A 25,269-nucleotide genomic window follows, 5' to 3' on the forward strand; every position below is an offset into this window, starting at 1 on the left:
ACGCCTCGATACTCCGCCCGTCGGTCCTCTCGGCTACGCCTCGATACTCCGCCCGTCGGTCCTCGCGGCTACGCCTCGATACTCCGCCCGTCGGTCCTCTCGGCTACGCCTCGATGACGAGCGGCACGAGCATCGGGCGGCGGCGCAGGCGCCGGTTCACCCAGGTGCCGAGCGTGCGGCGCACGAGCTGCTGGAGGGCATGCGAGTCGCGCACCCCGTTCTGCGCGGCGTCGGCCAGGGCGGCCACGATCTTCGGCTTGACGTCCTCGAACACGGCGTCGTCCTCGGCGAAGCCGCGGGCGTGGATCTCGGGGCCCGAGATGACGCGTCCGGTCGTGGCATCCACGACGACGATGACCGAGATGAAGCCCTCTTCACCGAGGATGCGGCGGTCCTTCAGGTCGGCGTCGGTGATCTCGCCGACCGTCGAGCCGTCGACGTAGACGAAGCCGAGGTCGAGCTGGCCGGCCTCGCGCACGACGCCGTCGGTCATGTCGTAGACCGTGCCGTTCTCGCCGATGAAGACGTTCTCGGCCGGGATGCCGGTGTCGCGGGCGAGCTTCGCGTTCGCCTGCAGGTGACGGTACTCGCCGTGGATCGGCAGCACGTTCGCCGGCTTCAGGATGTTGTAGCAGTAGAGGAGCTCGCCCGCGGCCGCGTGCCCCGAGACGTGCACCTTCGCGTTCGCCTTGTGCACGACGTTCGCACCGAGCTTCGTCAGCCCGTCGATCACGCGGTACACGGCGTTCTCGTTGCCCGGGATGAGGCTCGAGGCGAGGATGACGGTGTCGCCCTCGCCGATCTCGATCTGGTGGTCGCGGTTCGCCATGCGACTGAGGACCGCCATCGGCTCGCCCTGCGAACCCGTCGACATGTAGACGATCTTGTCGTCGGGGATGTCGCCGGCCTTCTTGTAGTCGACGAGCACGCCCGCCGGCACGTTGAGGTAGCCGAGGTCGGCGGCGATCGTCATGTTGCGCACCATGCTGCGGCCGAGGAGGGCCACGCGGCGACCGTTCGCGTGCGCCGCGTCGAGCACCTGCTGCACGCGGTGCACGTGGCTCGAGAAGCTCGCCACGACGACCTTCTTCGTCGCCCGTGAGATCACCTGGTCGAGCACGGGGCCGATCTCGCGCTCGAGCGGGGTGAAGCCCGGGACATCCGCATTCGTGGAGTCGACCATGAACAGGTCGACGCCCTCTTCACCGAGGCGCGCGAACTCGCGCAGGTCGGTGAGCCGGCCGTCGAGCGGCAGCTGGTCCATCTTGAAGTCGCCCGTCGCGAGCACCGTGCCCGCGTCGGTGATGATCGCGACCGCGAGCGCATCGGGGATCGAGTGGTTCACCGCGACGAACTCGAGGTCGAAGGGGCCGATCTCCTCGTGCTGCCCTTCCTTCACGACGAGCGTGAAGGGCGCGATGCGGTGCTCCTTGAGCTTCGCCTCGACGAGCGCGAGCGTCAGCTGCGAACCGATCAGGGGGATGTCGCGGCGGAGCTTCAGGAGGTACGGGACCGCGCCGATGTGGTCTTCGTGGCCGTGCGTCAGCACGACGCCGACGATGTCGTCGAGGCGGTCGCGGAGGAAGCCGAAGTCGGGCAGGATCAGGTCGACGCCCGGCTGGTGCTCCTCGGGGAAGAGCACGCCGCAGTCGACGATGAGGATCTTGCCGTCGATCTCGTAGCTCGTCATGTTGCGGCCGACCTCGCCGAGGCCGCCGATCGGGATGATGCGGAGCGTCCCGGCTTCGAGCGGAGCGGGATCGATGACGGTATCGGGCACAGTGCCCTCCTAACGTTTGCGGTGTTCAGTTCGGTGCGACGCGCATGGCGCCGCGGATGTCTCGTGGTGGGCGCGCCCGCTCAGCGGGTGGTGCCCGCGACCTTCGGCAGGGCGCCGCCGGCGGCGGCGTTGCGGTCGGGTCGGAAGTTGTGGAAGTCGACGCCCGGGATGCCGCTGACGAGGTCGATCTCGTCTTCGATCAGCGCGGCCTCCCATTCCTCGGGGCCGACGAGGGGCAGACGCACGCGCGGGCTCGAGATGCGGCCGAGGCCGTGCAGGATGTACTTCGCCGCGACCGTGCCGGGCACGTGCGTCATGACGGCGCGCACGAGCGGCTCGAGCTGCTGGTGCGCCTCGGTCGCCGCCTTCAGGTCGCCGCGGTTCACCGCGTCGACCATCGTGCGGTACGGGGCCGGCGCGATGTTCGCGGTGACGCCGATGAGCCCGGTGGCTCCGATCGAGAGGTGCGGCAGCACGTTGGCGTCGTCGCCCGAGAAGTACATGAGGTCGGTCTGGTTCAGGACGCGGCTGACCTCGGAGAAGTCGCCCTTGGCGTCCTTCACGGCGAGGATGTTCGGGTGCTTCGCGAGCCGCAGGATCGTCTCGTACTTGATCGGCACGCCCGTGCGCCCCGGGATGTCGTAGAGGATGACCGGCAGATCGGTGGCATCCGCGACCATTCTGAAGTGCGTCAGGATGCCCGCCTGCGTGGGCTTGTTGTAGTACGGCGTGACGATCATGATGCCGTCGGCGCCGGCCTGCTCGGAGTGCTTGTAGAGCTCGATCGCGTGGGCGGTCTCGTTCGAGCCGCCGCCCGTGATGATCTTCGCGCGGCCCGCTGCGACGTCTTTCCCGACCTCGACGAGCCGGATCTTCTCGGGGTCGGTGAGGGTCGACGTCTCGCCGGTGGTGCCGGTGACGACGATGCCGTCGGCACCGCCCTCGATGAGGTGATCGATGTGCTTCTCGACCCCGGGCCAATCGACCTCGCCGTCAGCCGTGAACGGCGTGACGAGCGCGACGAGCACTTGTCCGAAGGGGTTCTCTTGAGTCACGCCCACCAGCGTATCGGTTCGAGCGGATGCCGCGGGGCGACGTTGCGCGCGACGACGCCCGTCGGCGCACGCAGTCGACACGCGGCTTCGACGGCCAGAACCGCCCGTTCGTCGCCCAAGATGCCGACGGACGGTACGCACCATCATCCGAAACGAAGCACTCCGACGCTGACGTGCAACCCCAGTCCAAGCTTGCCGAGCACCGCCGCTCGTACCGTGGGCCAGTCGCGCACGACCATCTCGTAGTCGAAGCGCAGCGTGTCGAACCCCAAACCGGCGGCGATGGCGTCCCGAACGAGATCCTTGTGGCGCGACTCCACCGCGTCCGCATGTCCGAGCACGCCGTCCACCTCCAGGATCAGCCGGTCGCCGAGGACGAAATCGACGCGACCGACGCCGGGGATTTCGACCTGCGCTTGCAACACGATGCCGTCGGCGCGGAGTCGGAATCGCAACAGCGACTCCAGACCGCTGGCAGCGTCGTCACGCGCGAACTCCAGCATCCACCGGTGCTGAGCGGGCATGCGGATGCCGAGCCACTCTCGATCCGCCGAGGAGAGCAGACCGCGCGCGAGCGCCGACTCGAGCGAGGCGAAACACGCCTCGTCGCCGGCGCACCGGAGAATCTCCAGCAGTGCTCGACGGATGCTGCTACGTCGACCGAGCACGACAGGTCTGACCGTCCGATGTGTGACGCAGCGGCAACCGGGATGCGCGTGCACGCGATCCCGATGGCCGATCGCCACGTGCAACCCGGCGTGCTCGACCACCCACAGCCCTGCCTGCCGGGCCGCCGACAGGCAGCAGAGCATCCCGCCGTGCGCGGCGGCCCGTCGAACGTCGATCGGCGCGTCCGCCCGGGCGTACACGCCTCGTCGGAGTCGAATGATCGCACCGCTGCGGACGGCGCCGGCGAGCGCACGCGCGGACACCCCGGCCGCCCGCAGTTCATCGGTTCGCGCGATGCTCCGCACCCTGCGCTTCTGTGTGATCGGCATTCCCCCACGATCGGGTGCGGGCCTCCGCCCGAGCGAGCACACTCCCGATCTCGGGATCGGTTTGCGGCGGACGACCGTTGTGGAGGACGAGTGCGCTGTTTCGTCCGTCGGCATCTCCCGTTGACACGCTGATCGGAGAGGGCGGACACGCGGAGGCACCGCCGTCAGGCCGACGGACGAAACGTGCCGAGGACGGGGAATGGGAGGCAGATAGAGCGAATGAGAGCCGGCTGGGTCGGGTGGGCCGGTCAGGCGCGGCGGTAGGTGAGGAAGCGGTAGTGGATGCCGGTGCGGGAGACGTGCGTGCCGTCGGCCGGGTCGGCGGCGACCAGGGTGAAGGCGTCGGGCACGGGCGGGGCGAGCACGTCGCCGGGCTCGGGCGAGAAGCCGTCGGGGTGCACGAGCTCGGTCACCTCGATCACGTCGGCGAGCCCGATCGCCTCGGCGAAGAGCTGCCCGCCGCCGATGACCCAGACGGGCTCCCCCGCACCCGCGGCGAGCGCGAGCGCGTCGCCCAGCGAGCCGGCGCGTTCGGCGCCCTCGGCCGCCCAGGCGGGCTGCCGGGTGACGACGATGTTGCGGCGCCCGGGCAGGGGGCGGTAGCGGGGGTTCAGCGACTCCCAGGTCTTCCGGCCCATGATCACGGGCGCGCCGAGGGTGACGGCCTTGAAGTGGGCGAGGTCCTCGGGCACGTGCCAGGGCATGCCGCCGTCGCGTCCGATGACGCCGCCGTGGGCCTCCGCCCAGACGAGGCCGAGGTGCGGTGCGTCATGGGCAGCAGGGTCGGATGCCACGGGTGCGGCCTCGCTCAATGAGGAAGCGTGCGGCGCGGGCGCCGTGGCATCCGCCTTCAGGCCGCTCATACGGCGACGGCGGCGCGGATCGCCGGGTGGTGCTGGTAGCCCTCGACGACGAAGTCGTCGTACTCGTAGTCGAGGATCGACTCGGGCACCCGGGTCAGGCGCAGCTGCGGCGGCGCGTACGGCTCGCGTTCGAGCTGGAGCCGCACCTGCTCGACGTGGTTGTCGTAGATGTGGCAGTCGCCGCCCGTCCAGACGAAGTCGCCCACCTCGAGGCCGGTCTGCGCGGCGACCATGTGGGTGAGGAGCGCGTAGGAGGCGATGTTGAACGGCACGCCGAGGAAGAGGTCGGCGCTGCGCTGGTAGAGCTGGCACGAGAGCTTGCCGTCGGCGACGTAGAACTGGAACAGGGCATGGCAGGGGGCCAGTGCCATGTCGGGGATGTCGGCCGGGTTCCACGCGGAGACGATGAGGCGGCGCGAGTCGGGGTTCTCGCGGATCTGCGCGACGACGTCGGCGATCTGGTCGATGACCTCACCCGACGGCGTCGGCCAGGAGCGCCACTGCACCCCGTAGACGGGGCCGAGCTCGCCGTCGGCGTCGGCCCATTCGTCCCAGATGGTGACGCCGTGCTCGCGCAGCCAGGCGACGTTCGACGAGCCCTGCAGGAACCACAGCAACTCGTACGCGATCGACTTGAAGTGCACCCGCTTGGTGGTGATGAGCGGGAACCCCTCGGCGAGATCGAAGCGCAGCTGGCGCCCGAACACGCTGCGCGTGCCGGTGCCGGTGCGGTCGGTCTTCGGCGTGCCGTGCTCGAGCACGTCGCGCAGGAGGTCTTCGTACGGGGTTGCGATCGTCTCGGACATCGCATCAAGGCTAACCCGCGGATGCCGCGGTGCGGGCGTCATTCGTCGTCACAGTCGCCGTGGCGCGGCCGACGCTGCCTACGCTCGCCTCATGGACCTCCTGCCCGCCCTCGCGACCGCCGCCGCGCTCGTCGGCGTGGCGACCGCGGCCGGGCTCGTGTGGCGGGCCCGGCAGGGCCGTGCGGTGCGCGGCGCCGGTGCGGGGCGAGGTCGTCGCGATGCCTCGACGCCGGTGCTGGCGGCCGAGCTGGGACTCGCCGGCGACGCGTTCGGCGCCGACGCGACCCTCGTGCAGTTCTCCACCGAGTTCTGCAGCCGCTGCCCCGCGACGGCGAGACTCCTCGGGGCGATCGCCGCGGAGACCCCCGGGATCCGCCACGTCGAGGTCGACCTCACCCGTCGCGCCGATCTCGCGTCGCGCTTCGACGTCACCCAGACCCCGACCACGCTCGTCGTCGACGGCGACGGTGTGGTGCATGCGCGCATCGGCGGTGCGCCCCGCGCCGAGACGGTGCGGGCCGAGCTCGACCAGATCATCCGGAGGAACCATGTCAGTGTCAGCTGAGCGCGCCGGCGTCGCCGCCCGCACCGGCATCGACCCGCGCGGCCCGCGGTTCAGTGCGGCGATCACCGCAACCCTGCTGCTCGTGACCGTCCTGCTCGCGGTCGCCGGTGCCGCGGCGGCGGCGTTCTGGCTGCTCGTCGCCCTCACCGCGCTCTTCGCATGGGGCGCGTTCGCGGGGGTTCGGCGCCATCCGTTCGGCCTGCTGTTCGCGAAGCTGGTGCGGCCGCGGCTCGCGCCACCGACCGAGCTCGAGGACCCGCGCCCGCCGACCTTCGCGCAGGGCGTCGGCTTCGCGGTGACGCTCGCGGGCGTCGTGCTCGCCCTCCTCGGGGTGCCGTTCGCCGTGCCGATCGCAGCCGGGGCGGCGTTCTTCGCGGCGTTCCTCAACGCGGTGTTCGATTTCTGCCTCGGGTGCCAGCTGTACCTGCTGCTCGTGCGGGCACGGGTGATCCGCACGGCATGAGCCGAGGCATCCTCGATGACTCGCCCGACGCCCGCGACCGCACCGCCGCTAGGCTGAGAGCCCGGCTCGAAGTGGAGGATTCCGATGGCAATCACGAGTGAAGCGACCACCGTCTGGAAGGGCACGCTGTTCGAGGGTTCAGGCCAGGTGGGTCTCGACTCCTCGGGTCTCGCGAGCTTCCCCGTCAACTGGAAGGCCCGTGCAGAGGGCGTCGCGAACACGACGAACCCCGAGGAGCTGCTCGCCGCCGCGCACTCCTCCTGCTTCTCGATGGCGCTCTCGCTCGCGCTCGCCCAGGCGGGCTCGCCCGCCGAGAGCATCCAGACGACGGCGGCCGTCACCTTCGAGGCCGGCAAGGGCGTGCTCGGCAGCCACCTGCTCGTGAGCGCACGCGTGCCCGGGCTCAGCGAGGCCGAGTTCGAGGCCTTCGCGAACGACGCGAAGGCGGGCTGCCCGATCTCGCAGGCGCTCGCCGGCATCCCGATCACGATCGAAGCCGAACTCGCCTGACCCATGCGGGTTCTGATCGCCGGTGCTTCGGGCTTCATCGGCTCGCCGCTCTCCGAGCGGTTGCGTGCCGAGGGGCACGAGGTGCTGCGACTCGTGCGGCGGAGGGCGCAGGCCGATGACGAGGTGTCGTGGTCACCCGCGGCGGGCATCATCGACTTCACCGTGATGGATCGCGTCGACGCGGTCGTGAACCTCGCGGGTGCCTCGCTCGCGCGGCTGCCGTGGACCCGCCGCTACCGGGGCGAGATCCTCGACTCCCGCGTCGGCGCGACCCGCACCCTCGCCGACGCGATGCGCAAGGCCCGCCGCCCGCCGGCCGTGTTCCTCAGCGCCTCGGCCGTCGGGTACTACGGCGACCGGCCGGGCGAACTCCTCACCGAGTACTCGAGCGCGGGAGCGGGGTTCCTCCCCGAAGTCGTCGCGAAGTGGGAGCAGGCGGCCGCCCTCGCCCCTGAGGAGACCCGCACCGTGAACGTGCGCACCGGGCTCGTCATCGGGCACGGAGGGGCCATGCAGCGCGTCGGCACGCTGACCCGCCTCGGCGTCTCGGGGCGACTCGGCACGGGCGGCCAGCACTGGCCGTGGGTGGCGCTCGACGACGAGGTGGGCGCACTCGTGCACCTCCTCGACTCGCACGTGCACGGGCCGGTCAACTTCACCGGCCCCACCCCCGCGACGGCCGACCGCGTGATGGGGGCGATGGCCGAACGCATGAAGCGCCCGTACGTGCTTGGGGTGCCTGAGCGCATGCTCGAGCTCGCCCTCGGCCGCGCGGCCGACGAGCTGCTGCTCTCGAGCCAGAAGGTGCGACCGCAGCGGCTCATCGACGACGGCTACCGCTTCGTGCACCCGACGGTCGAGTCGGCACTCGAGGCGATGCTCAGCGCGAAGCCCGATCCAGTTCGATAGCGCGGCGCACCGCGTGCCGCGCACGGCGGCGATCACCGGCCGCGTCGTACGCGAGCCCGAGGCGCAGCCATGCGCGCCACGATTCGGGTTCGGCCTCGGCCTCGGCCGCGAATCGGGCGAACTCGGCCTGCGCGGCCGACTTGTCGACGCGGCCGCTCTCGCGAACCGGGAGTTCGAGGTCGAGGCCGCCCTCGGTCTCGAGGCGCTGCACGAGCCGCTGCGAGCGGATGCCGAACGCGAGTTCGCGCCAGATCGCCCACACCGCGATGAGGGGCAGCACGAGGAGCGCGACGCCCATCACGATCGCGACGGGTTCGCCGGTGCCGATGAACTGCACCGCGCGCCAGCCGACGAGGGCGAGGTAGAGCGCGAGCAGCGCGGCCATGAGGAGCGCGCCGAGCTTCGTCGTCATCGGGCGGTGCCCGCGCCGTCGCCCGCGCCTGCGCCCGCGCGCGCCAGCCCGAGGTCGAGCAGCGCGTCGAGGCCGACGGTGACCCCGGATGCCTCGGGCGCACGCCGCAGCGCGAGCAGGATGCCCGCTTCGTAGGAGCTCGGCGACAGGGTCGTGTGGGTGAAGCTCAGCGTCTCGCCGTCGCCGCCCATGATGACGCGCTGCTCGGCGAGGAGCCCCTGCATGCGGAGGCTGTGAACGGGCACCCCCGAGACGAGCTGCCCGCGGGCGCGCTGGTCGGCGTGGGGGGCGGCGACGGGCCCGGCCGCGCCGCGGCCCTCGCCGATGAGTTCGGCGGTGCGCACCGCGGTGCCCGAGGGCGAGTCGACCTTGCCGGCGTGGTGCGCCTCGATGATCTCGATGGAGTCGAAGTAGGGGGCGGCGAGCGCGGCGAACGCGGTCGCAAGGACGCTGCCGATCGAGAAGTTCGGCACGAACAGCACGCCGCGGGCGTCGCTCTTGGCCCGCACCGAGCGCGCGACCTCGGCGATGCGGTCGGCCGACCAGCCCGAGGTGCCGACGACGATCGGGATGCCCGCCTCGACGGCGAACTCGACGATCGCCGGGCTCGCCGCGGGGTGCGTGACGTCGAAGGCGACGTCGGCGCCGCGCAGCTCCTCGAGGCTCGAACGCGAGTCGAGTGCGGCGTGCAGTTCGAGGTCGTCGGACGCCTCGATGAGTCGGATCGCCAGCTGCCCCATCTTGCCCGTGGCTCCGGCCACGGCGACCTTGATCGTCACCGGGCCAGCCTAGCAAGCGGCGAATATGCTCGAGGCATGCTGCGATTCCGCGACGCCGACGTCACCGATCCCGACGCCCACGCCCTCCTCGAGGCGTACTTCGCCGAGCGTGCGCTCGGCTTCCCGGCCGAGCAGGGCGAGTACCGGCCGACGTTCCCGGATGCTGCGCAGTTCACCCCGCCCGCGGGCGTCTTCGTCGTCGTGGTCGACGACGAGCAGGGCGGCGCGCTCGTCGGCTGCGGCGGTGTGCGTCGCATCCAGCGCCGGCCCGAGACGAACGAGGTGCGGTTCGAGGTGAAGCACCTGTGGCTCGCCCCGACCGCCCGCGGTCGCGGCGAAGGGCGGCGCCTGCTCGAGGAGCTCGAGCGCCGCGCACTCGAGTTCGGCGCGCGGGAGCTGGTGCTCGACACGAACGCGAACCTCGAGGCGGCGGGCGGCCTGTACCGTTCGGCGGGCTACTCCCCCATCGAGCCGTACAACGCGAACCCGAACGCGACCGACTGGTTCGGCAAGCGGGTCTGAGCGTCCCGCGTCAGATCACGTAGGGCTCGGGCAGACCCGTGCGCAGCTCGGGCGGGAGGTGCGCGAGGTCGTTGTGGGTGACGAGGCTCCACGGGCGGCCGGGCTTCTGGGTGAGCACGGTGAGGCCGCAGTTGGCCTGGTTGATCGACACCCAACGCCAGTCGGGTGCGCCGAGCACCTCGCGCACGAACCAGGCGATGACGAAGTTGTGGGTGATCAGGAGTTCGTGGCGGTCTTCTCGGTGCGAACGCAGGAACTCGGCGACGGCGTCGGCCATCTGGGCGCTGCCGGCCTCGATCTCCTCCTCGGTGACGGAACCGAAGAAGGGGTCGTAGACCTTCGGGGTCTCGGGCGCGGGCCCCGACGGGATGCAGTCGAAGAGGAGCGCCGAGGGTTCGGGGTCGAGCGCCGGCATCTTCGCCGCGATGATCTCGGCCGTCTCGGTCGCACGCTGCAGCGGCGAGTGCCAGGCGTGGTCGAACGGGATCCCGCCGAGGCGTTCGGCGAGGAGTTCGGCCTGGCGGCGCCCGCGGGGCGACAGCGGCCCGTCGGGGAGGCCGTGTTCGGCGTCGATCTGCTCGCCGTGTCGCACGAGGTAGAGGTGGTGGGCCACAGTACTGCTTCCTGTAGGGGGTCGCGTCGCGCTCAGGCGACGTCGGTGCTCGGCGCGAGCTGGTCGACTGCGCCGGTGAACGCCGACTCCTCGATCGCGCCGACGGCGACGAGCGAGAACGGCTGGGCGGCGAGGTCGCTCGCGAGCGCCTGCACGTCGTCGGCGGTGACGCGTGCGACGCGCCGGAGCGCCTCGTCGAGGTCGACGAATTCGCCGAGGGTCAGTTCGGAGCGCCCGAGCCGGCTCATCCGGGTGTCGGAGTCCTCGAGGGCGAGCGCAGAGGCGCCGCCGAGCTGCCCGGCCGCGCGGGCGAGCTCTTCGGGGGTGACGCCCGCCTGCGCGAGGCGTTCGAGCTCTTCGCGCATGAGTTCGGCGACGGTGCCCGCCTTGGCCGGCGCGCACCCCGCGTACATGCCGAAGAGGCCCGCGTCGGAGTACGCCGGCGCGAAGGAGTAGACGGCGTACGCGAGCCCGCGGCGTTCGCGGATCTGCTGGAACAGCCGCGACGACATGCCCGAGCCGAAGATCGCGTTGAGCACGCTCATCGTCGCGCGGCGTTCGTCGGTCGCGACGAGCGCGGGCGCGCCGAGCAGGAGGTTCACCTGTTCGGTGGGGCGTTCGACGACGGTGATCGGATGCCCCGGGGCGAGCGCCGCGGGTGCGGTCGCGCGCCGCTCGACCGGCGTGCCGGGTTCGTCGAGGCGCCACCCGCCCGCGGTGAGCGACGCGTTCAGCAGCGCGATGAGTTCGTCGTGGTCGACCGCGCCGGCCACGCTCACGACGAGGTCTTGCGGCCGGTAGTTGGCCCGGTAGTGCTCCACGACGGCGTCGCGGGTCGCAGCCTCGATGGTGCCGGTGTTGCCGCCGATCGGGCGGCCGAGCGGGTGACCGCCGAGCACGGCCTGGAAGAAGCGCTCGTTCGCCACGTCGGCGGGGTCGTCGCCCGCCATGGAGAGCTCCTCGAGGATCACCCCGCGCTCGGTCTCGAACTCGCCGGGGTCGAGGAGCGAGGAGGTGAACATGTCGGCGAGCACCGACACCGCCATCGGGAGGTCTTTGTCTTGCACCTTGGCGTAGTAGCAGGTGTACTCCTTCGCGGTGAGCGCGTTGTGCTCGCCGCCGACCGCGTCGAAGGAGATGGCGATGTCGAGCGCGGTGCGGCTCGGGGTGCCCTTGAAGAGGAGGTGCTCGAGGAAGTGGGTGGACCCGAGGCTGGCCGGCCCCGCGGCATCCGCGTGCTGCTCGTCGCGCGAGCCGACCGCGACCCAGAAGCCGATCGTGACGCTGCGACTGCCCGGAACCTGCTCGCTCAGCACCCGCACCCCCGAGGGGAGCACCGATCGCCGCACGCGCGAGCCGCCCGTCGCCTCGAAGGAGAGCTCGGCCTGGCCGAGAGGGAGGTCGACGGCGCCGTTCATCCTGAACAGCCTATGCCACCCGCGCGTCGAACGCCGAGCGAGTTCAGGCGGAGGCGCGATCGAGCTCGACGAGCTCGGAGCGGGTGAGCTCGACGGCCGCGGCGCTCACGAGCGCATCGACCTGCTCGGGTTTCGTCGCGCTCGCGACGGGTGCCGCGACGGTCGGCTTCGCGAGGAGCCACGCCAGCGCGATCGTGGCCGGCTGCACCCCGTGCGCGAACGCCACCGCATCGAGCGCCGCGAGCACCCGATGCCCGCGCCGCCCGAGATGACGCGCCTGCCTGGCGCCCCGCGCGTCGTGGCGCACCTCGGCGCGACGGCGCACCTGCCCGCCGAGGAACCCGTTCGCGAGCGCGAAGTACGGCAGCACGGCGAGGCCCTGCGCGTGGGCGACGAGTTCGGGCGCCCCCTCGAAGGGCCGCCGCTCCATCAGGTTGTAGCGCGTCGTCAGGGTCTGGAAGCGGGGCAGCCCGTTCGCGGCGAGGACCCGCGCCTCGATGAGCCGTTCGGGGCTGAAGTCGGAGGCGCCGATCGCGGCGACCTTGCCGGCGGAGATGAGGGCGTCGATCGCGCCGAGGCTCTCCTCCAGCGGAACCTCGGGGTCTTCGCCGTGGAAGTGCACGAGGTCGAGCCGTTCGACGCCGAGCCGCATGAGCGAGGCGTCGACGGCGGCGTTGATCTGCGCGGGCGCGAGACCGGCGATGTCGGGGTGGCGGCCGATCTTCGTCATGACGCGCACCCGGTCGCGGGCGCCGCGCGAGTCCATCCACATGCCGATGATCGACTCGCTCCGGCCGGCGGCGTAGCTGTCGGCCGTGTCGATGAGCGAGCCGCCGACGGCGACGAAGCGGTCGAGGACGGCGAACGCCTGCTCGGCGCCGAGGGTCCACCCGAAGGTGCTCGCCCCGAGCACCACGGGGTGCGCGGTGATCCCGGTCTCGCCGACGGCGATGCGGGCGGGCACCACGATCGGCCCCGAGAGCGGGTTCGACGCGATCGTCTCGACCCGCGAGCGCGCCGCTTCGGCAGTCACGAGGGCGTCGGATGCCTCGGCGTGCTCGCCGCTCGCGAGCCCGTCGCGTTCGCGATCGACCACCGCTGCCCCCGCAGCGCTCGCCTCGCCAGGCCGGTAGCTGTGTCGCCGTGCCATCGCCGCCCCTCCTCCCCAGGAATTGGCTTCGAGAATACGCAGGGTGTCCCCCGTTTCCGGCACCGACGACGCGACAACGGGCGAACCGTTATCGAATCGTTTGGAGCCGGGCCGGATCCGCGCCCTGATCGGGGGTCAGTCGCGGGCGCGACGCAGCACGGCGGCCGCCTGGGCGAGGAGCGGCGCGTCGACCATCGCCCCCCGGAACGCGAACACCCCGCGCTCGCCCGCAGCCGCCTCGAGCACCGCGTGCGCCCACTCGAGCCGCTCGGCATCGGGCAGGTACGCCTCGCGCACCACGCCCGCCTGCGAGGGGTGGATGCACGCGGTCGCGGCGAACCCGACCGCCGCGGCGTCCTCGGCCTCGGCCCGGAGGCCGTCGAGGTCGGCGATGTCGAGGTGCACGGCGTCGATCGCGGCGATGCCGTGCGCTCCGGCTGAGAGCAGCACCCGGGAGCGCGCGTGGCGGGCGACCTCGCGGTACCCGCCGTCGGCCGCGCGGCTCGAGGAGCCGCCGAGCGAGGCGACGAGGTCCTCGGCGCCCCACATGAGCGCCGACACGTTCGGGATCGCCGCGATCTCGGGCGCGGCCAGCACCCCGCGGGCGGTCTCGCACAGTGCGATCACCTCGAACTCGGCGAGCTCGACGAGATCGGCCGTCCCCTCGCACTTCGCGAGCATCACGGTGCGGTAGTCGGTCGCGGCGAGCGCCCCGAGATCGGCGGCGAAGGCCTCGGTGCTCGCGGGGTTCACCCGGACGATCACCCGTTCGGGGTCGAGCGGGGTCGACACGAGCGCGAGGCGCGCGGCATGCTTCGCGTCGGGCGCGACCGCGTCCTCCAGGTCGAGGATCACGGCGTCGGCCCGGTCGAGCGCCTTCGCATAGCGCTCGGGCCGGTCGGCCGGGCAGAACAGGATGGCCGGGCCGAAGCGGAAGGCCGGATGCACCGACATCACTCCTCCTCCTCGGCGGCGCGCCGCCCACTCGACGCAGGGCGGGCGGAGCCCGAGCCCGCGGCTGCAAGCGCCTGGCGCTCCCCCGCCTCGCGGAGCCACATGAGCACCGAGCGGGTCGCCCTGGCCACCTCGACGCCGTCCTGGTTGCGGCCCACGTGCCGGAGCGTCACGATGCCCTGCCCCGGTCGCGAGGCCGACTCGCGCACGCCGACCACGACGGTCTCGCTGTAGAGCGTGTCGCCGTGGTACAGCGGCGCCGGGAACGCCACCTCGGTGAACCCGAGGTTCGCGACGATCGTGCCCTGCGTGAGCTGCGCGACCGAGGCGCCGACGATCGTCGCGAGCGTGAACATCGAGTTCATCAGGCGCTCGCCGAACGGCTGCGTCTCGGCCCACGCCGCGTCGAGGTGCAACGACTGCGTGTTCATCGTCAGTGTCGTGAACAGCACGTTGTCGGCCTCGGTGACCGTGCGGCCCGGGCGGTGCAGGTAGCGGGTGCCGGGTTCGAACTCCTCGAACCAGAGCCCCCGCTGCAGCACCTCGCGGTGCACTTCGGGTTCGTGCGTATCGCCGGCCATCTGCGGCTCCCCTCCGCCGCGGGGCGCACCCCGCGGCATCCTGTTCGAACGCTACCCCGCGAGACCCAGTTCGCGCGCGATGACCATGAGCTGCACCTCGTTGGTGCCCTCGCCGATCTCGAGGATCTTCGAGTCGCGGTAGTGGCGGGCGACGAGGGTCTCATTCATGAAGCCCATGCCGCCGAAGATCTGCGTCGCGTCGCGCGAGTTCGCCATGGCGGCGTCGCTCGAGACGAGCTTGGCCATCGCCGCCTCCTTCTTGAACGGGAGGCCGGCGTCGGCGCGGCGGGCCGCATCGTGCCACGCGAGGCGCGCGGTGTACACCCGGGCCTGCATCTGGGCGATCGTGAAGGCGATGTACTGGTGCGAGGCGATCGGCACGCCGAACACGTTGCGGGTCTTCGCGTAGGCGATGGCCTCGTCGAGGCATCCCTGCGCCGCACCGGTCGCGAGCGCCGCGATCGCGATGCGGCCCTCGTCGAGCGTCTGCAGGAAGTTCGCGAAGCCGCGCCCCCGCACTCCGAGCAGGTTCGCTGCGGGCACCCGCACGTCGTCGAAGGTGAGCGGGTGGGTGTCGCTCGCGCGCCAGCCCGCCTTGTCGTAACCGGGCGCGACCGTGAAGCCGGGGGTGCCGTTCGGCACGATGATCGTCGACAGCTCCTTCGTGACCGAGCCGTCGGGGCGTGTGCGCTCGCCGGTCACCGCGGTCACCGTGACGAACTTCGTGATCGGCGTGCCCGAGTTGGTGATGAACTGCTTCGAGCCGTTGATGACCCACTCGTCGCCGTCGAGCACCGCGGTGGTGCGGGTGGCGCCCGCGTCGGAGCCGGCCTCGGGCTCGGTCAGGCCGAAGCCGCCGAGCGCGCGCCCCGCGACGAGGTCGGGCAGGAACTCGGCCTTCTGCTCCTCGGTGCCGTGGCGGAAGATCGGCATCGCGCCGAGGCCGACGCCGGCCTCGAGGGTGATCGCGATCGACTGGTCGACGCGAGCGAGGGCCTCGATCGCGAGGCACAGCGCGAGGTAGTCGCCGCCCTGGCCGCCGACCTCCTCGGGGAAGGGCAGGCCGAACAGCCCGAGCTCGCCCATCTGCGCGACGACGTCCATCGAGAGGGTGTGGGTGCGGTCGGCCTCGTACGACTGCGGTGCGACGACGGTGTCGGCGAACTCGCAGACCATGTCGTACAGCTGCTGTTCCTCGGCGCTCAGCTCGGTGCTCACGTCGTGCTCCTCGTTCCTCGTTGTCGGTGGAGTGCGGTCGGGTGCGCGCCCTCGTGGGGTGCGCCCCGGTGGGGTGGTCTATGGGGTGGGCGCGCTGCGTTCTTCGACGCGTTCTTCGCTGCGTTCCTCGCCGCGTTCTTCGAGGCGTTCTTCGCCGTCGGATGCCACGGGATCGGGCTCGACCCTCGCGACCGGCTGGTCTCGCGAGACCTGCTCGCCCTGCGCGACCGCGAGCCGCACGACGCCGGCCACGGGTGCGGTCACCCGGTGCTCCATCTTCATCGCCTCGATCGCGACGACGGCGTCACCCTCGGCGACCCGGTCGCCGTCGGCGACGAGCACCGCGGTGACGGTGCCCGGCATCGGCGCGCGCAGCTCGGGGTCGGCTGCACCGCCGCGTTCGAGGAGCGCGAGCTCGGCGTCGAGCGCGGCTCGACGGTCGACCGCTGGCACCCGCCAGGTGCCGAGCGGCGTGTGCAGCCAGAGCGCCCCGTCGGCGTCGGTCGCGGAGGCGTCGACGGGGACCGCTGCGGCACCGGCCTCGGGGCCGTCGCTCGGCGCCGGGCCTGCGCTCGGGGCCCGACCGCCCCGCCATCCGCGGGCGAGCTGCCACGCGTGCGCGCCGTCGACGAGCGCCGCCTCGACCGCTTCGGCGTCGCGCACCGCACGGGCCGCGGTTCGCACCGCATCGGGCACGTCATCGCCCTCGGGCTCGGGCAGGCGGTCGATGAGCCCGGTGTCGAGGTCGCCGCGCTGCACGGCGGGATCGGCGATGAGGCGACGGAGGAACGCCGCGTTCGTGTCGACACCGAGCACGATCGTGTCGGCGAGCGCCGCGTCGAGCCGGGCGAGCGCCTCGGCACGGTCGGCACCGACGGCGATCACCTTGGCGATCATGGGGTCGTAGTCGGCGGTGATGCGCTGCCCCGAGCGGATGCCGGCGTCGACGCGCACGCCCTCGCCGACCGGTGCGCGCCACTCGAGCAGTTCGCCCGTCGAGGGCAGGAACCCGCGCTCGGGGCTCTCGGCGTAGAGGCGCGCCTCGATCGCGTGACCCGTGAGGCGAACGTCCTCCTGCCGCAGTGCGAGCGGCTGGCCCGCGGCGACGCGCAGCTGCTGCTCGACGAGATCGACGCCCGTCACGAGCTCGGTGACGGGGTGCTCGACCTGCAGGCGGGTGTTCATCTCGATGAAGAAGAACTCCTCCGGCGAGACATCCGACACCAGGAACTCGACCGTGCCCGCGCCGCGGTAGTCGACGCTGCGCGCCGCGTCGCAGGCGGCCCGGCCGATGCGGTCGCGGGTCTCGGCGTCGAGGAGCGGCGACGGCGCCTCCTCGATCACCTTCTGGTGGCGGCGCTGCAGCGAGCACTCGCGTTCGCCGAGGTGGATCACCTCGCCGAACTCGTCGGCGAGCACCTGCACCTCGATGTGCCGAGGCCGCTCGATGAGACGTTCGAGCAGCAGCGTGTCGTCGCCGAAGGCGGCGAGCGCGATGCGTCGGGCCGCGGGGATCGCGGCCGCCAGTTCGCGGGCGTCGCGGGCGATCTGCATGCCCTTGCCGCCGCCGCCGGCGCTCGGCTTCACGAGCAGCGGATACCCGACGGCGTCGCCGGCCGCGGCGAGCGCGGTGTCGTCGAGCGTCGGGTCGGAGACCCCGGGCACCGTCGGCACCCCGGATGCCTCGACGTGGCGCTTCGCACGGATCTTGTCGCCCATGACGTCGAGCGCATCGACACCGGGGCCGACGAAGACGATGCCCGCCCGGCGGCAGGCCTCGGCGAAGCCGGCGTGCTCGGAGAGGAAGCCGTAGCCCGGGTGGATCGCCTCGGCGCCCGTCTCGCGGGCGGCGGCGATGATGCGGGCGGGGTCGAGGTAGCTCTCGGCCGCGGGTGCCGGACCGATGCGCACGGCCTCGTCGGCGAGGCGCACGTGGGGCGCGTCGGCATCGGCGTCGGAGTAGACGGCGATCGAGCGGATGCCGAGGCGGCGCAATGTGCGGATGACGCGTACGGCGATCTCGCCGCGGTTCGCGACGAGCACCCGGTCGAACGGGCGCGACGGCCGGGTGGATCGTGCTTCGTCGACGGCGTCGCCCGTGCCCATCCGCGCCTCCCTGCGCTCGAGGTGCGCTCACATCAGTTAACGCGCACTAACTGGATCCGATGTTAGTGGCCGCTAACTGAAATCACAAGCGCAGGCGCGGCCCGCCCCGGCCCGACGTCGAGGAGATCTGCGATTCCGAGGGCGTCTCGGAGCACCTTGCTCCTCGAAATCGCAGATCGCCTCGAAATCGCCGCACCCATCGGGTGGTCACCCACGATGCAGCCCCTGCGCGACCGCACGGATGATCAGTTCATGCACACGCTCCCAACGGTCGACCACCTGCGTGTAGCCCACCCGGATGACGTGATACCCGAGCAGCGCGAGCTCTGCGTCGTGCTCGACGTCGGATTCGCGCTGCGCCCCGACGTGGTGCCCGCCGTCGATCTGGAGCACGAGTCGCTCGCCGATCAGGAAGTCGACCCGGTGCCCGGCGATCCACAGCTGCGGCACGATCGCGATGCCGAGCCAGCGCAGGCGCGGCGCGATGAACGATTCGAGTCCCGAATCGGAGAACGGCACGGCCGTGTCGAGCACCCGCCGTGCGGCGGTCGACAGCGGAAGTCGAGCGAGCGCGGGCCGCTCGACGAGACCCTGCCGCAACGCCGACTCCCAGATCGCGAGGGCCGACTCGAACGGCTGGCACACCGCGACGAGCGCCAGCACGTTCTCGATCGGGTCGACCAGCGCGTCAGGGTGCCTCGGTAGGAGCGGCGCCGCCCAGTGCACGGTCGCACCGCGCGGCGAGACGCAGCCCGAATGCGCGGGTGCGGCGACGTGCGGCCGATCCTCGTCGAGCACCCACAACCCGAGTCGCCTCGCCTGGGTGACGCACGACACGACGACGCCCGCGCGAGCGGCGGCGATCAGGTAGGCGTCGGCGCCAGGGGCCGCGAGCCACCCCTTGCGGACGCGCAGGAGGCGCCCTGTCGCCACCGCCCGCTGGATACGGTGCCGACTGACACCCTCATGCGCCAGCCGCCGCGTTCGCACCACCCCGCCGTTGGCGAGCGCGACGACGACCGGGTCGGGAGCACGCCCCGGCGTCTCGAACGGAAGTCCCGGCGCGTCGGGCACTCCGGGCACGAGCAGTGCAGCTTCGGACATGGGATGCAGACTGACCGATGCCGTCGCCGGGCCTCGGCCGGCACACGAACCTGTGGACGCAACGCCCCCATGCGTCGCTGCTGAGGACGAGTCGCACCCGCCGGACTCCCCCCGTGGAGCGTTCCGCCCCGCCCGGAGCTGTGGCGATTCCGAGGAGATCTGCTGTTCCGAGGTGCCCGTCGCACGCACTGGCCCTCAAGAGCGCAGATCTCCTCGGATCCGCAGGCGCGGCCGGCGCGGGTTCAGCTCGCGATCGCCGCGCCGAGCCGTTCGATGCCGAACGCGAAAGCGCGATCGACGTCACCGCCGAGGCGGAACGCCCCCGCGAGCTCCATTCCGATGAAGCCCGTCGCCCATGCGGTGAGCGTGCGCGCCGCATCGAGCGCGCGATCCGGGCCCGCGAGCGCGGCGGCGACCTCGATGAGCGGCGCGCTCGCCGCGCGCAGCCGCTCGACCTCGAGCCCCGACTCCTCGCCGGGCGCGAAGACGAGTCGATACGCCGCGGGCCGCTCGTGCGCGAACGCGCGCAACGTGTGAGCGAGCCGGGCGAGCTCGGCGATCGGCTCGATCACGGTCTCCTCGTCGCCGCCACCACTGCCCGCGACGGGTCGACCTTCGCGCAGTCGCATCTCGAGTTCGTCGAGCGCGGACGCGGCGACGAGCGCGATGAGTGCGCGGCGGTTGCGCACGCGCTTGTACAGCGAGGGCGCGCGCACGCCCACCCGCCCGGCGACCGCCTGCATCGTCAGGCCCGCGGGCCCGTCGGCCTCGAGGAGTTCAGTGCCCGCGGCGAGGATCGCCTCGAGCGAGGTGCGTTCGGGTGCCGGCATCGACGGTTCCTCTCCAAAGTCGGACGTGCCATTCGACTCTAGGCTATTGCATTTAGCCATGAAGGCTACGTAACATAGCCATCATGCAACTCGACCACGGACTCCACCGCATCGGCAACGACCTCGTCGCCGCCTACCTCATCGCCACCCCCGAGGGCGTGACCGTCATCGACGCAGGCCTCGCCGGTCATTGGCGCGAACTCCTCGCTGAGCTCGCGAACATGGGCCGCAGCGTCGACGACGTGCGCGGAGTGGTGCTGACCCACGGCGACACCGACCACCTCGGCTTCGCCGAACGCCTGCGGCGCGACCACGGCGTCCCAGTCCACGTGCACGAAGCCGATGCGGCCAGGGCACGGGGCGAGGTCTCGACGAAGCCTGAGTGGGGCACGATGCGTCTCGGCGCCACGGCCGGGTTCCTCTGGTATGCGGCGACGCACGGCGGGCTCCGCACCGAGCACCCCCGTGAGGTCGTGACCGTGCACGACGGCGAGGTGCTCGACCTTCCGGGCTCGCCGCGCGTCATCGGGATGCCCGGTCACTCCCCCGGCAGCATCGCGATCCACGCGCCCTCGGTCGACGCGCTCTTCGTCGGCGATGCGCTGACCACCCGCCACGTGCTGACCGGCGAGCACGGCGCACAGCCTGCCCCGTTCACCGACGATCCCGCTGAGGCCCTCGCGTCGCTCCACCAGCTCGGCGGCATCGACGCGAGCTGGGTGCTCCCCGGCCACGGCACGCCCTGGCGCGACGGCGTGCCCGCACTGATCGCCGCGATCGAGTCGGGCACCGCGGCATCCGACCGCTGAGGCTCGCCGCCGTCCGGCCGACGACGCTACCGAGCGCTGACGCTACTGGCCGCCCAGCCCAAGGGATGCTTCGCGGTCGGTCGTGCCGTAGTCGCTCGCGATCTTGCGGGCGGCGCCGGCCAACGCGACCAGCGCCAGCCGGCGCTGCTCGGCGTCGAAGCGGAACCGGGTCTGGGCGTCGTCGAACGCCTCCTGCGCCTCACCCTCCCACTCCAGACGAAGCTGATCGCTCGCGTCGGCGAGGGCATCGAGATCGGAGGAGATGCCGGTCGCAGCCTTCTCGAGCACCTCGGCGAGCGCCGTCATACCCGAGGGCTCGACGTGGAGTCGTTCCATCGTGCCCGCCCCCTATCGTCCGAATCCGGCGACGTCGCCGCGCAGCTGCGCCACGAACGGCGACTCCGCTCCGAGCTTCTCGGAGGCGAGCTCGACCGCCAGTTCGGCGGCCCGCTGCTGCGCCTCGGCGACCGTGCGGGTCGCGATGGCCGACAGCGACGCGGCGTCGAGTTGCTCGGCGATCGAGCTGAAGGTGACGGCGGTGACCTGCCCGCCCGGCATCGCCGTGACCTGCACCTCGCCGCGGCTCGAGCGCACGGTCGCGCTCAGCGCGCGGATCTCGTCGGCGAGGGCGTGGATGCCCGCACGGCGGGCCTCGGCCTGCGCAATCTGCCCGGCGACCCGGGCGCGCGCGGCTTCGACTCCGGCGAGGGCGTCATCGGTGGTCGACATGGGTGCTCCTTCTGATGTTCATCCGCCGAACTCCCGGCTGAGGTCGTCGAGGTCGATCGACGTCGTGTTGTAGTCGCAACGGATGCTCGGGGATCCGATCGCCTCGCATGCCGCTTCGGAGTCGATCGTCGAGGTCGCACCGTCCCAGAAGGTCACCTCGACACGGCTCGCCCCGGGCTGATCAAGCTTTCCGGCGATGAGACCGAGGACCTGCTCGATCTCGGCGGTAGTGACGGTGGCGCGATCGAGATGCACGCCCACATAGACGTTCCGGCCGAAGCCGTCGGGCGAGGAGCTGGCCGTGACGCGAGTGACACCGAGATCGGACTGCTCAATCGCCTCAGGCACCGTTTCGAGGTAGCTGCCGGTGTCGGGCAGGAGCGCCGCGCACCCCGCGAGACTCACGCCGAGCCCGAGCGCGACTGCTCCCACGGCCGCAGCTCGAAGGACACGGATGGTGAGCCGCTTAGCGCTGCCCGGAGATGAAGACCTGATGGTCGACAACCTTGCCTCCCATCCACGCGTACTCCTCGGAGATGGCCGAGGCGTGATCGTCGATCGACGTGACGTAATTGCCATTGTGGTGCGTCGCGGTCGGCAGCGGGTTCCCGTCGGGGTCGGGCAGCACGACGCGGTGCACATTGGGCGGCGTCGCCCCCATGTCGTTGAGGTCGAGCTTCGCCACCGGGTCGGAGGCGTGCTGGAACGAGATCACCGGGATGTGGCTCGGCACGTCGAAGGTGTCGATCGGCGACCCGTTGGTCACGACGCCGATGGGCGTGTAGGGCAGCTTCGGATCGCTCGCGAGGTTCGCCGCCATGATGCCGCCCTGGCTGAAGCCTGTGAAGACGACCGGGTCTCCGGGGGCCATGCCGGCCTCCTCCATGGCTCGCAGCACCGCGCGTTCGTACTGCGTCTTCAGCGCGGGGTTCTCCATCAGCATCAAGGCGACGTTCGTGTTGCGGTCGTTCATCGCACCGGTGCCGGTCGTGTCGAGCCACTCCTGCGTCGACGGCAGCGACACGACCCAGTGCTCGGTTCCGTCGGGTGCCCGGACGAGCTTGACATCGATCGCGGTCGAGTCGGCGCCGCCCATCCCGTCGGTCGTGCCGTTCACGTCGACGAGGTCCCCGAGGTTCCTGAGCGTCCTGACGCCGTGCGCCTCGTCCCAAGCAGCGACTTTCTTCTCGAGTGCTTCGTCGTCGGGATTCGCCGCGTACGCCGCTTTCAACGCATCGCCGTCGTACCGCTCGACGTCCGCGCCGTCCTTCAGCATGTCGGCGCCCGCACCGAAGAGGGTGGTGCCGAGCAGTCCGCCGAGCAGCGGGCCGAACGGACCCAGACCGCTCGCGAGCCCCGCGCCGAGCCCGAACCCGATCGCGGGCAGCATGTCGGCGATCCCCTCGCGCAGCTTCGTGAGGGCCTCGTCGATGACCGGGCCGAGCGCACCGATGAGCTCGATGAGCCGCGAGAAGGCGTCGAACATCTGCTGCACGAGCCGGCCGCCCGATTCGATCAGCTCGCCCGCCGCGTCGGCGAGCTCTTTCAGCTGGTCGATCTTGTCGAAGGGGTTGAGCGTGAAGCCGAACAGCGCGTCGACCAAGCGGCCGAGCTGGGTGAGGAAGTCGCAGATGAACGAACGCACGGCGACGACCACGCTCGAGGCGAGCCGCACCCCGGCGGCGACCGCGCCCGACCACTCGGCCGCGTCGTTCGCGACGGGCACGAGATCGGCGTAGCGCCGTTCGAGCAGGCGGATCGTGCGCCCCTCGAGCGGAGCGAGTTCGCGCTCGGCTCGTTCGAGGTCGACGGCGACCTCGCGGAGCGCGGTCTCGACGTCGCCCCACTTCGCCGCGGCGCCCGCGACCTCGGCGGGATCGCCGAGCAGGTCGTCGAACCACTCGCGGAGGGGCTGGATGTACTCGAGGGCCCAGCCGGCGATGCCGGGGATGGAGCCGCACGCGTCGTGCCCGCTGCGGGGCGCAGAGCCGCACCACTCGCCGCTCCGGATCGGCGCGGCGACCGCGAGGCTCACTGCTCGCCCCCGAGGTCGAGCTTCTTCAGCAGCGCGATGGCGTTCTCCTCGCACTCGGCGAAGAGACGGCGCGCGTCGTCGACGCCGCCGGCCATGCGGGTGGTGAACTCGCCTGCGGTCTCGACGCACTCGCCCGACCGTGCGGCCCAGTGGTTGATCGGCCCCACGAGGTACGAGTTGATCACGCCGAACGACGTCGAGCCGAGCGTCGTCGCGGCGGGGCCGGTGAGGCCCTTGATCCGCGAGGCCACCCCCTCGAGCACCCGCACCTGGTTCGCCAGCACCTCATCGTCGATGGTGATGGTGTTCGCCGCTGATTCAGACATCGTCCCCCTTCCCGGGGGAAAAACTAGCAGGGATCCCCGTCCCCCGATGACCGTTCTCCACAGACGCTCACATGCGGAACAACCCGAAGCGCGGCTCGGGCAGCGGCGTGCGGCTCGCGAGCTCGAGCGCGAGGGCGAGCACCGTGCGGGTGTCCCCCGGTTCGATGATCCCGTCGTCCCAGAGCCGGGCCGTCGAGTGGTACGGGCTGCCCTGGTCGTCGTACTGCGCGCGGATCGGCGCCTTGAACGCCTGCTCCGCGTCATCCGACCAGGTCTCGCCGCTCACCGCGAGCTGGTCGCGCTTGACCGTCGCGAGCACCGACGCGGCCTGCTCGCCGCCCATGACCGAGATGCGCGCGTTCGGCCACATCCAGAGGAACCGGGGCGAGTACGCGCGACCGCACATCGAGTAGTTGCCGGCGCCGAAGGAGCCGCCGACGACGACGGTGAACTTCGGCACCCGGGTCGTCGCGACCGCGGTGACCATCTTCGCGCCGTGCTTGGCGATGCCGCCCGCCTCGGCGTCGCGGCCCACCATGAAGCCCGAGATGTTCTGGAGGAACACGAGCGGGATGCCTCGCTGGTCGCACAGTTCGATGAAGTGGGCGCCCTTCATGGCCGACTCGCTGAACAGCACCCCGTTGTTCGCGACGATGCCGATCGGGTGCCCGTCGAGGTGGGCGAAACCTGTGACGAGCGTGTCGCCGTAGTCGGGCTTGAACTCGGCGAACTCGCTGCCGTCGACGAGCCGGGCGATGACCTCGCGCACGTCGTACGGCTGCTGCACGTCGACCGGGACGGCGGCGGTGAGGCCGGCGGGGTCGACGGCGGGGTCGCGGGGCTCCCGCACCTCCCAGGCGCGCGGCGCCTGCCCGGGCAGCGTCGCGACCATGTCGCGCACGAGTTCGAGGGCGTGCTCGTCGTTCTCGGCGAGGTGGTCGACGACGCCCGAGGTTCGGGCGTGCAGTTCGCCGCCGCCGAGCTCCTCGGGCGTGACGACCTCGCCGATCGCGGCCTTCACGAGCGGCGGCCCGCCGAGGAAGATGGTGCCCTGGTTCCGCACGATCACGGTCTCGTCGCTCATCGCCGGCACGTAGGCGCCGCCCGCGGTGCACGAGCCGAGCACGGCCGCGAGCTGCGGGATGCGGAGCGACGAGAGCTGCGCCTGGTTGTAGAAGATGCGGCCGAAGTGCTCGCGGTCGGGGAACACCTCGTCCTGCAGTGGCAGGAACGCCCCGCCCGAGTCGACGAGGTAGACGCACGGCAGGCGCTGCTCCTTCGCGACCTCCTGCGCGCGCAAGTGCTTCTTGACCGTCATCGGGTAGTAGGTGCCGCCCTTCACCGTGGCGTCGTTGCAGACGACCATGACCGGCCGGCCGTGCACGAGCCCCACACCGGTGATGATGCCGGCGCCGGGCGAGTCGCCGCCGTAGAGGCCGTCGGCGGCGAGCGGCGCCACCTCGAGGAAGGGGCTGCCCTCGTCGAGCAGGCGGTCGACGCGGTCGCGGGGCAGCAGTTTGCCGCGCGCGACATGACGGTCCCTGGATGCCTCCGGCCCGCCGAGCGCGGCCGCGGCGAGCCGCTCGCGCAGCTCACCCGCCAGTGCGGCGTGCGCGGCGGCGTTCGCGCGCCCCGTCTCGCCGTCGGGGTCGATGTGCGTGTGCAGGATGCCCATGGCGCTCCGCCCGTCTCGCTCGGTCCGTCGTCCTCGACGGTGCGCCCCCTTGCCGCGGG

The 25,269-nt window shown here is 71.7% G+C and carries 28 protein-coding genes; 6 read left to right on the forward strand and 22 right to left on the reverse strand.

Going from position 1 to position 25,269, the window contains the following annotated elements; genetic code table 11:
* Positions 1-103: 103 nt before the first annotated feature.
* The 5 genes from ACFVTX_RS12430 to ACFVTX_RS12450 all read right to left on the reverse strand — a co-directional run bounded on the left by ACFVTX_RS12430 (position 104) and on the right by ACFVTX_RS12450 (position 5,502).
* Positions 104-1,780, reverse strand: coding sequence for a ribonuclease J (locus ACFVTX_RS12430; RefSeq protein ID WP_386900513.1), 1,677 nt, complete (start codon positions 1,778-1,780; stop codon positions 104-106).
* Positions 1,781-1,860: 80 nt separating this feature from the next.
* Positions 1,861-2,835 (reverse strand): 4-hydroxy-tetrahydrodipicolinate synthase, encoded by a 975-nt coding sequence (gene dapA / locus ACFVTX_RS12435; RefSeq protein ID WP_386900515.1) that lies wholly within the window; start codon positions 2,833-2,835, stop codon positions 1,861-1,863.
* Between the two features lie 143 nt (positions 2,836-2,978).
* Complete coding sequence (locus ACFVTX_RS12440; protein ID WP_386900517.1) at positions 2,979-3,833, reverse strand: type IV toxin-antitoxin system AbiEi family antitoxin domain-containing protein; 855 nt, start codon at positions 3,831-3,833, stop codon at positions 2,979-2,981.
* A gap of 248 nt (positions 3,834-4,081) precedes the next feature.
* On the reverse strand, positions 4,082-4,645 hold the full coding sequence (locus ACFVTX_RS12445; RefSeq protein WP_386900519.1) for a dihydrofolate reductase: 564 nt from the start codon (positions 4,643-4,645) through the stop codon (positions 4,082-4,084).
* Between the two features lie 47 nt (positions 4,646-4,692).
* Positions 4,693-5,502, reverse strand: coding sequence for a thymidylate synthase (locus tag ACFVTX_RS12450; RefSeq protein WP_386900521.1), 810 nt, complete (start codon positions 5,500-5,502; stop codon positions 4,693-4,695).
* Positions 5,503-5,593: 91 nt separating this feature from the next.
* On the opposite strand from ACFVTX_RS12450, the gene ACFVTX_RS12455 reads away from it, so the two are divergent.
* The 4 genes from ACFVTX_RS12455 to ACFVTX_RS12470 all read left to right on the forward strand — a co-directional run bounded on the left by ACFVTX_RS12455 (position 5,594) and on the right by ACFVTX_RS12470 (position 7,949).
* Complete coding sequence (locus ACFVTX_RS12455; RefSeq protein ID WP_386900522.1) at positions 5,594-6,067, forward strand: TlpA family protein disulfide reductase; 474 nt, start codon at positions 5,594-5,596, stop codon at positions 6,065-6,067.
* On the forward strand, positions 6,051-6,530 hold the full coding sequence (locus ACFVTX_RS12460; RefSeq protein WP_386900524.1) for a DUF4395 domain-containing protein: 480 nt from the start codon (positions 6,051-6,053) through the stop codon (positions 6,528-6,530). The genes ACFVTX_RS12455 and ACFVTX_RS12460 overlap by 17 nt, the downstream gene beginning before the upstream one ends.
* An 84-nt stretch (positions 6,531-6,614) precedes the next feature.
* Positions 6,615-7,040, forward strand: a complete 426-nt coding sequence (locus ACFVTX_RS12465; RefSeq protein WP_386900526.1) for an OsmC family peroxiredoxin — start codon at positions 6,615-6,617, stop codon at positions 7,038-7,040.
* A 3-nt stretch (positions 7,041-7,043) separates the two neighbouring features.
* Positions 7,044-7,949, forward strand: a complete 906-nt coding sequence (locus ACFVTX_RS12470; protein WP_386900528.1) for a TIGR01777 family oxidoreductase — start codon at positions 7,044-7,046, stop codon at positions 7,947-7,949.
* On the opposite strand, the gene ACFVTX_RS12475 is transcribed toward ACFVTX_RS12470, so the two are convergent.
* Both ACFVTX_RS12475 and dapB read right to left on the reverse strand, forming a co-directional pair.
* Entirely contained in the window at positions 7,921-8,361 is a 441-nt protein-coding gene (locus tag ACFVTX_RS12475; protein ID WP_386900530.1) for a hypothetical protein, read from the reverse strand. The genes ACFVTX_RS12470 and ACFVTX_RS12475 overlap by 29 nt on opposite strands.
* Positions 8,358-9,140, reverse strand: coding sequence for a 4-hydroxy-tetrahydrodipicolinate reductase (gene dapB / locus ACFVTX_RS12480; RefSeq protein ID WP_386900532.1), 783 nt, complete (start codon positions 9,138-9,140; stop codon positions 8,358-8,360). Before dapB ends, ACFVTX_RS12475 begins: the two co-directional genes overlap by 4 nt.
* Before the next feature lie 36 nt (positions 9,141-9,176).
* Between dapB and ACFVTX_RS12485 the strand changes: the two genes are divergently transcribed.
* Positions 9,177-9,662, forward strand: a complete 486-nt coding sequence (locus ACFVTX_RS12485) for a GNAT family N-acetyltransferase (RefSeq protein WP_386900534.1) — start codon at positions 9,177-9,179, stop codon at positions 9,660-9,662.
* Positions 9,663-9,672: 10 nt separating this feature from the next.
* Here the strand turns inward: ACFVTX_RS12485 and ACFVTX_RS12490 are convergent, their stop codons facing one another.
* The 9 genes from ACFVTX_RS12490 to ACFVTX_RS12530 all read right to left on the reverse strand — a co-directional run bounded on the left by ACFVTX_RS12490 (position 9,673) and on the right by ACFVTX_RS12530 (position 19,636).
* Positions 9,673-10,275 carry a histidine phosphatase family protein gene (locus ACFVTX_RS12490; protein WP_386900536.1) on the reverse strand — a complete coding sequence of 201 codons (603 nt, stop codon included), beginning with the start codon at positions 10,273-10,275 and terminating at the stop codon, positions 9,673-9,675.
* A 32-nt stretch (positions 10,276-10,307) separates the two neighbouring features.
* Complete coding sequence (locus ACFVTX_RS12495; RefSeq protein ID WP_386900538.1) at positions 10,308-11,693, reverse strand: M16 family metallopeptidase; 1,386 nt, start codon at positions 11,691-11,693, stop codon at positions 10,308-10,310.
* A 43-nt stretch (positions 11,694-11,736) separates the two neighbouring features.
* Entirely contained in the window at positions 11,737-12,843 is a 1,107-nt protein-coding gene (locus tag ACFVTX_RS12500; RefSeq protein WP_386900540.1) for an aldo/keto reductase, read from the reverse strand.
* Positions 12,844-12,978: 135 nt separating this feature from the next.
* Positions 12,979-13,797 (reverse strand): HpcH/HpaI aldolase/citrate lyase family protein, encoded by an 819-nt coding sequence (locus tag ACFVTX_RS12505; RefSeq protein ID WP_386900542.1) that lies wholly within the window; start codon positions 13,795-13,797, stop codon positions 12,979-12,981.
* The gene (locus tag ACFVTX_RS12510; protein WP_386900544.1) at positions 13,797-14,378 is read right to left on the reverse strand and encodes a MaoC family dehydratase; all 582 of its coding nucleotides are present in this window, start codon (positions 14,376-14,378) and stop codon (positions 13,797-13,799) included. Before ACFVTX_RS12510 ends, ACFVTX_RS12505 begins: the two co-directional genes overlap by 1 nt.
* 51 nt (positions 14,379-14,429) lie before the next feature.
* Positions 14,430-15,596 carry an acyl-CoA dehydrogenase family protein gene (locus ACFVTX_RS12515; RefSeq protein ID WP_386900545.1) on the reverse strand — a complete coding sequence of 389 codons (1,167 nt, stop codon included), beginning with the start codon at positions 15,594-15,596 and terminating at the stop codon, positions 14,430-14,432.
* Between the two features lie 78 nt (positions 15,597-15,674).
* The gene (locus ACFVTX_RS12520) at positions 15,675-17,702 is read right to left on the reverse strand and encodes an acetyl-CoA carboxylase biotin carboxylase subunit (RefSeq protein ID WP_386900547.1); all 2,028 of its coding nucleotides are present in this window, start codon (positions 17,700-17,702) and stop codon (positions 15,675-15,677) included.
* 207 nt (positions 17,703-17,909) lie between these two features.
* Positions 17,910-18,806: a DUF559 domain-containing protein gene (locus ACFVTX_RS12525; protein ID WP_386900549.1), complete on the reverse strand. Its 897-nt coding sequence runs from the start codon at positions 18,804-18,806 to the stop codon at positions 17,910-17,912.
* A gap of 242 nt (positions 18,807-19,048) precedes the next feature.
* The gene (locus tag ACFVTX_RS12530; RefSeq protein WP_386900551.1) at positions 19,049-19,636 is read right to left on the reverse strand and encodes a TetR/AcrR family transcriptional regulator; all 588 of its coding nucleotides are present in this window, start codon (positions 19,634-19,636) and stop codon (positions 19,049-19,051) included.
* Positions 19,637-19,719: 83 nt separating this feature from the next.
* Here ACFVTX_RS12530 and ACFVTX_RS12535 point away from each other — a divergent pair, with 83 nt between their 5' ends.
* On the forward strand, positions 19,720-20,445 hold the full coding sequence (locus tag ACFVTX_RS12535) for an MBL fold metallo-hydrolase (protein ID WP_386900553.1): 726 nt from the start codon (positions 19,720-19,722) through the stop codon (positions 20,443-20,445).
* A gap of 42 nt (positions 20,446-20,487) precedes the next feature.
* Here ACFVTX_RS12535 and ACFVTX_RS12540 read toward each other — a convergent pair whose 3' ends face one another.
* From ACFVTX_RS12540 to ACFVTX_RS12565, 6 genes are all read right to left on the reverse strand, one after another.
* Positions 20,488-20,781, reverse strand: a complete 294-nt coding sequence (locus ACFVTX_RS12540) for a WXG100 family type VII secretion target (RefSeq protein ID WP_386900555.1) — start codon at positions 20,779-20,781, stop codon at positions 20,488-20,490.
* 12 nt (positions 20,782-20,793) lie between these two features.
* A complete protein-coding gene (locus ACFVTX_RS12545) occupies positions 20,794-21,174 on the reverse strand; it encodes a YbaB/EbfC family nucleoid-associated protein (protein ID WP_386900557.1) in 381 nt (126 codons plus the stop codon).
* Between the two features lie 18 nt (positions 21,175-21,192).
* A complete protein-coding gene (locus ACFVTX_RS12550) occupies positions 21,193-21,678 on the reverse strand; it encodes a hypothetical protein (protein WP_386900558.1) in 486 nt (161 codons plus the stop codon).
* Positions 21,641-23,209 (reverse strand): hypothetical protein, encoded by a 1,569-nt coding sequence (locus ACFVTX_RS12555; protein ID WP_386900560.1) that lies wholly within the window; start codon positions 23,207-23,209, stop codon positions 21,641-21,643. The genes ACFVTX_RS12550 and ACFVTX_RS12555 overlap by 38 nt, the downstream gene beginning before the upstream one ends.
* Complete coding sequence (locus ACFVTX_RS12560; RefSeq protein ID WP_386900562.1) at positions 23,206-23,535, reverse strand: hypothetical protein; 330 nt, start codon at positions 23,533-23,535, stop codon at positions 23,206-23,208. Before ACFVTX_RS12560 ends, ACFVTX_RS12555 begins: the two co-directional genes overlap by 4 nt.
* A 67-nt stretch (positions 23,536-23,602) precedes the next feature.
* Complete coding sequence (locus tag ACFVTX_RS12565; protein WP_386900564.1) at positions 23,603-25,210, reverse strand: carboxyl transferase domain-containing protein; 1,608 nt, start codon at positions 25,208-25,210, stop codon at positions 23,603-23,605.
* Positions 25,211-25,269 lie beyond the last annotated feature (59 nt).

The organism is Agromyces sp. NPDC058136 (assembly GCF_042884375.1).
Lineage (GTDB): Bacteria > Actinomycetota > Actinomycetes > Actinomycetales > Microbacteriaceae > Agromyces.

Excerpts from the sequence above, each read along its gene's own strand:
- ACFVTX_RS12465 (WP_386900526.1), top strand. The coding sequence starts at position 6,615 with ATGGCAATCACGAGTGAAGCGACCACCGTCTGGAAGGGCACGCTGTTC.
- ACFVTX_RS12440 (WP_386900517.1), bottom strand. The coding sequence starts at position 3,833 with ATGCCGATCACACAGAAGCGCAGGGTGCGGAGCATCGCGCGAACCGAT.
- ACFVTX_RS12560 (WP_386900562.1), bottom strand. The coding sequence starts at position 23,535 with ATGTCTGAATCAGCGGCGAACACCATCACCATCGACGATGAGGTGCTG.
- ACFVTX_RS12540 (WP_386900555.1), bottom strand. The coding sequence starts at position 20,781 with ATGGAACGACTCCACGTCGAGCCCTCGGGTATGACGGCGCTCGCCGAG.
- ACFVTX_RS12460 (WP_386900524.1), top strand. The coding sequence starts at position 6,051 with ATGTCAGTGTCAGCTGAGCGCGCCGGCGTCGCCGCCCGCACCGGCATC.
- ACFVTX_RS12510 (WP_386900544.1), bottom strand. The coding sequence starts at position 14,378 with ATGGCCGGCGATACGCACGAACCCGAAGTGCACCGCGAGGTGCTGCAG.
- ACFVTX_RS12525 (WP_386900549.1), bottom strand. The coding sequence starts at position 18,806 with ATGTCCGAAGCTGCACTGCTCGTGCCCGGAGTGCCCGACGCGCCGGGA.
- ACFVTX_RS12535 (WP_386900553.1), top strand. The coding sequence starts at position 19,720 with ATGCAACTCGACCACGGACTCCACCGCATCGGCAACGACCTCGTCGCC.
- ACFVTX_RS12470 (WP_386900528.1), top strand. The coding sequence starts at position 7,044 with ATGCGGGTTCTGATCGCCGGTGCTTCGGGCTTCATCGGCTCGCCGCTC.
- ACFVTX_RS12500 (WP_386900540.1), bottom strand. The coding sequence starts at position 12,843 with ATGGCACGGCGACACAGCTACCGGCCTGGCGAGGCGAGCGCTGCGGGG.
- ACFVTX_RS12450 (WP_386900521.1), bottom strand. The coding sequence starts at position 5,502 with ATGTCCGAGACGATCGCAACCCCGTACGAAGACCTCCTGCGCGACGTG.
- ACFVTX_RS12505 (WP_386900542.1), bottom strand. The coding sequence starts at position 13,797 with ATGTCGGTGCATCCGGCCTTCCGCTTCGGCCCGGCCATCCTGTTCTGC.
- ACFVTX_RS12530 (WP_386900551.1), bottom strand. The coding sequence starts at position 19,636 with ATGCCGGCACCCGAACGCACCTCGCTCGAGGCGATCCTCGCCGCGGGC.
- ACFVTX_RS12475 (WP_386900530.1), bottom strand. The coding sequence starts at position 8,361 with ATGACGACGAAGCTCGGCGCGCTCCTCATGGCCGCGCTGCTCGCGCTC.
- ACFVTX_RS12485 (WP_386900534.1), top strand. The coding sequence starts at position 9,177 with ATGCTGCGATTCCGCGACGCCGACGTCACCGATCCCGACGCCCACGCC.
- ACFVTX_RS12495 (WP_386900538.1), bottom strand. The coding sequence starts at position 11,693 with ATGAACGGCGCCGTCGACCTCCCTCTCGGCCAGGCCGAGCTCTCCTTC.
- ACFVTX_RS12565 (WP_386900564.1), bottom strand. The coding sequence starts at position 25,210 with ATGGGCATCCTGCACACGCACATCGACCCCGACGGCGAGACGGGGCGC.
- ACFVTX_RS12455 (WP_386900522.1), top strand. The coding sequence starts at position 5,594 with ATGGACCTCCTGCCCGCCCTCGCGACCGCCGCCGCGCTCGTCGGCGTG.
- ACFVTX_RS12545 (WP_386900557.1), bottom strand. The coding sequence starts at position 21,174 with ATGTCGACCACCGATGACGCCCTCGCCGGAGTCGAAGCCGCGCGCGCC.
- ACFVTX_RS12520 (WP_386900547.1), bottom strand. The coding sequence starts at position 17,702 with ATGGGCACGGGCGACGCCGTCGACGAAGCACGATCCACCCGGCCGTCG.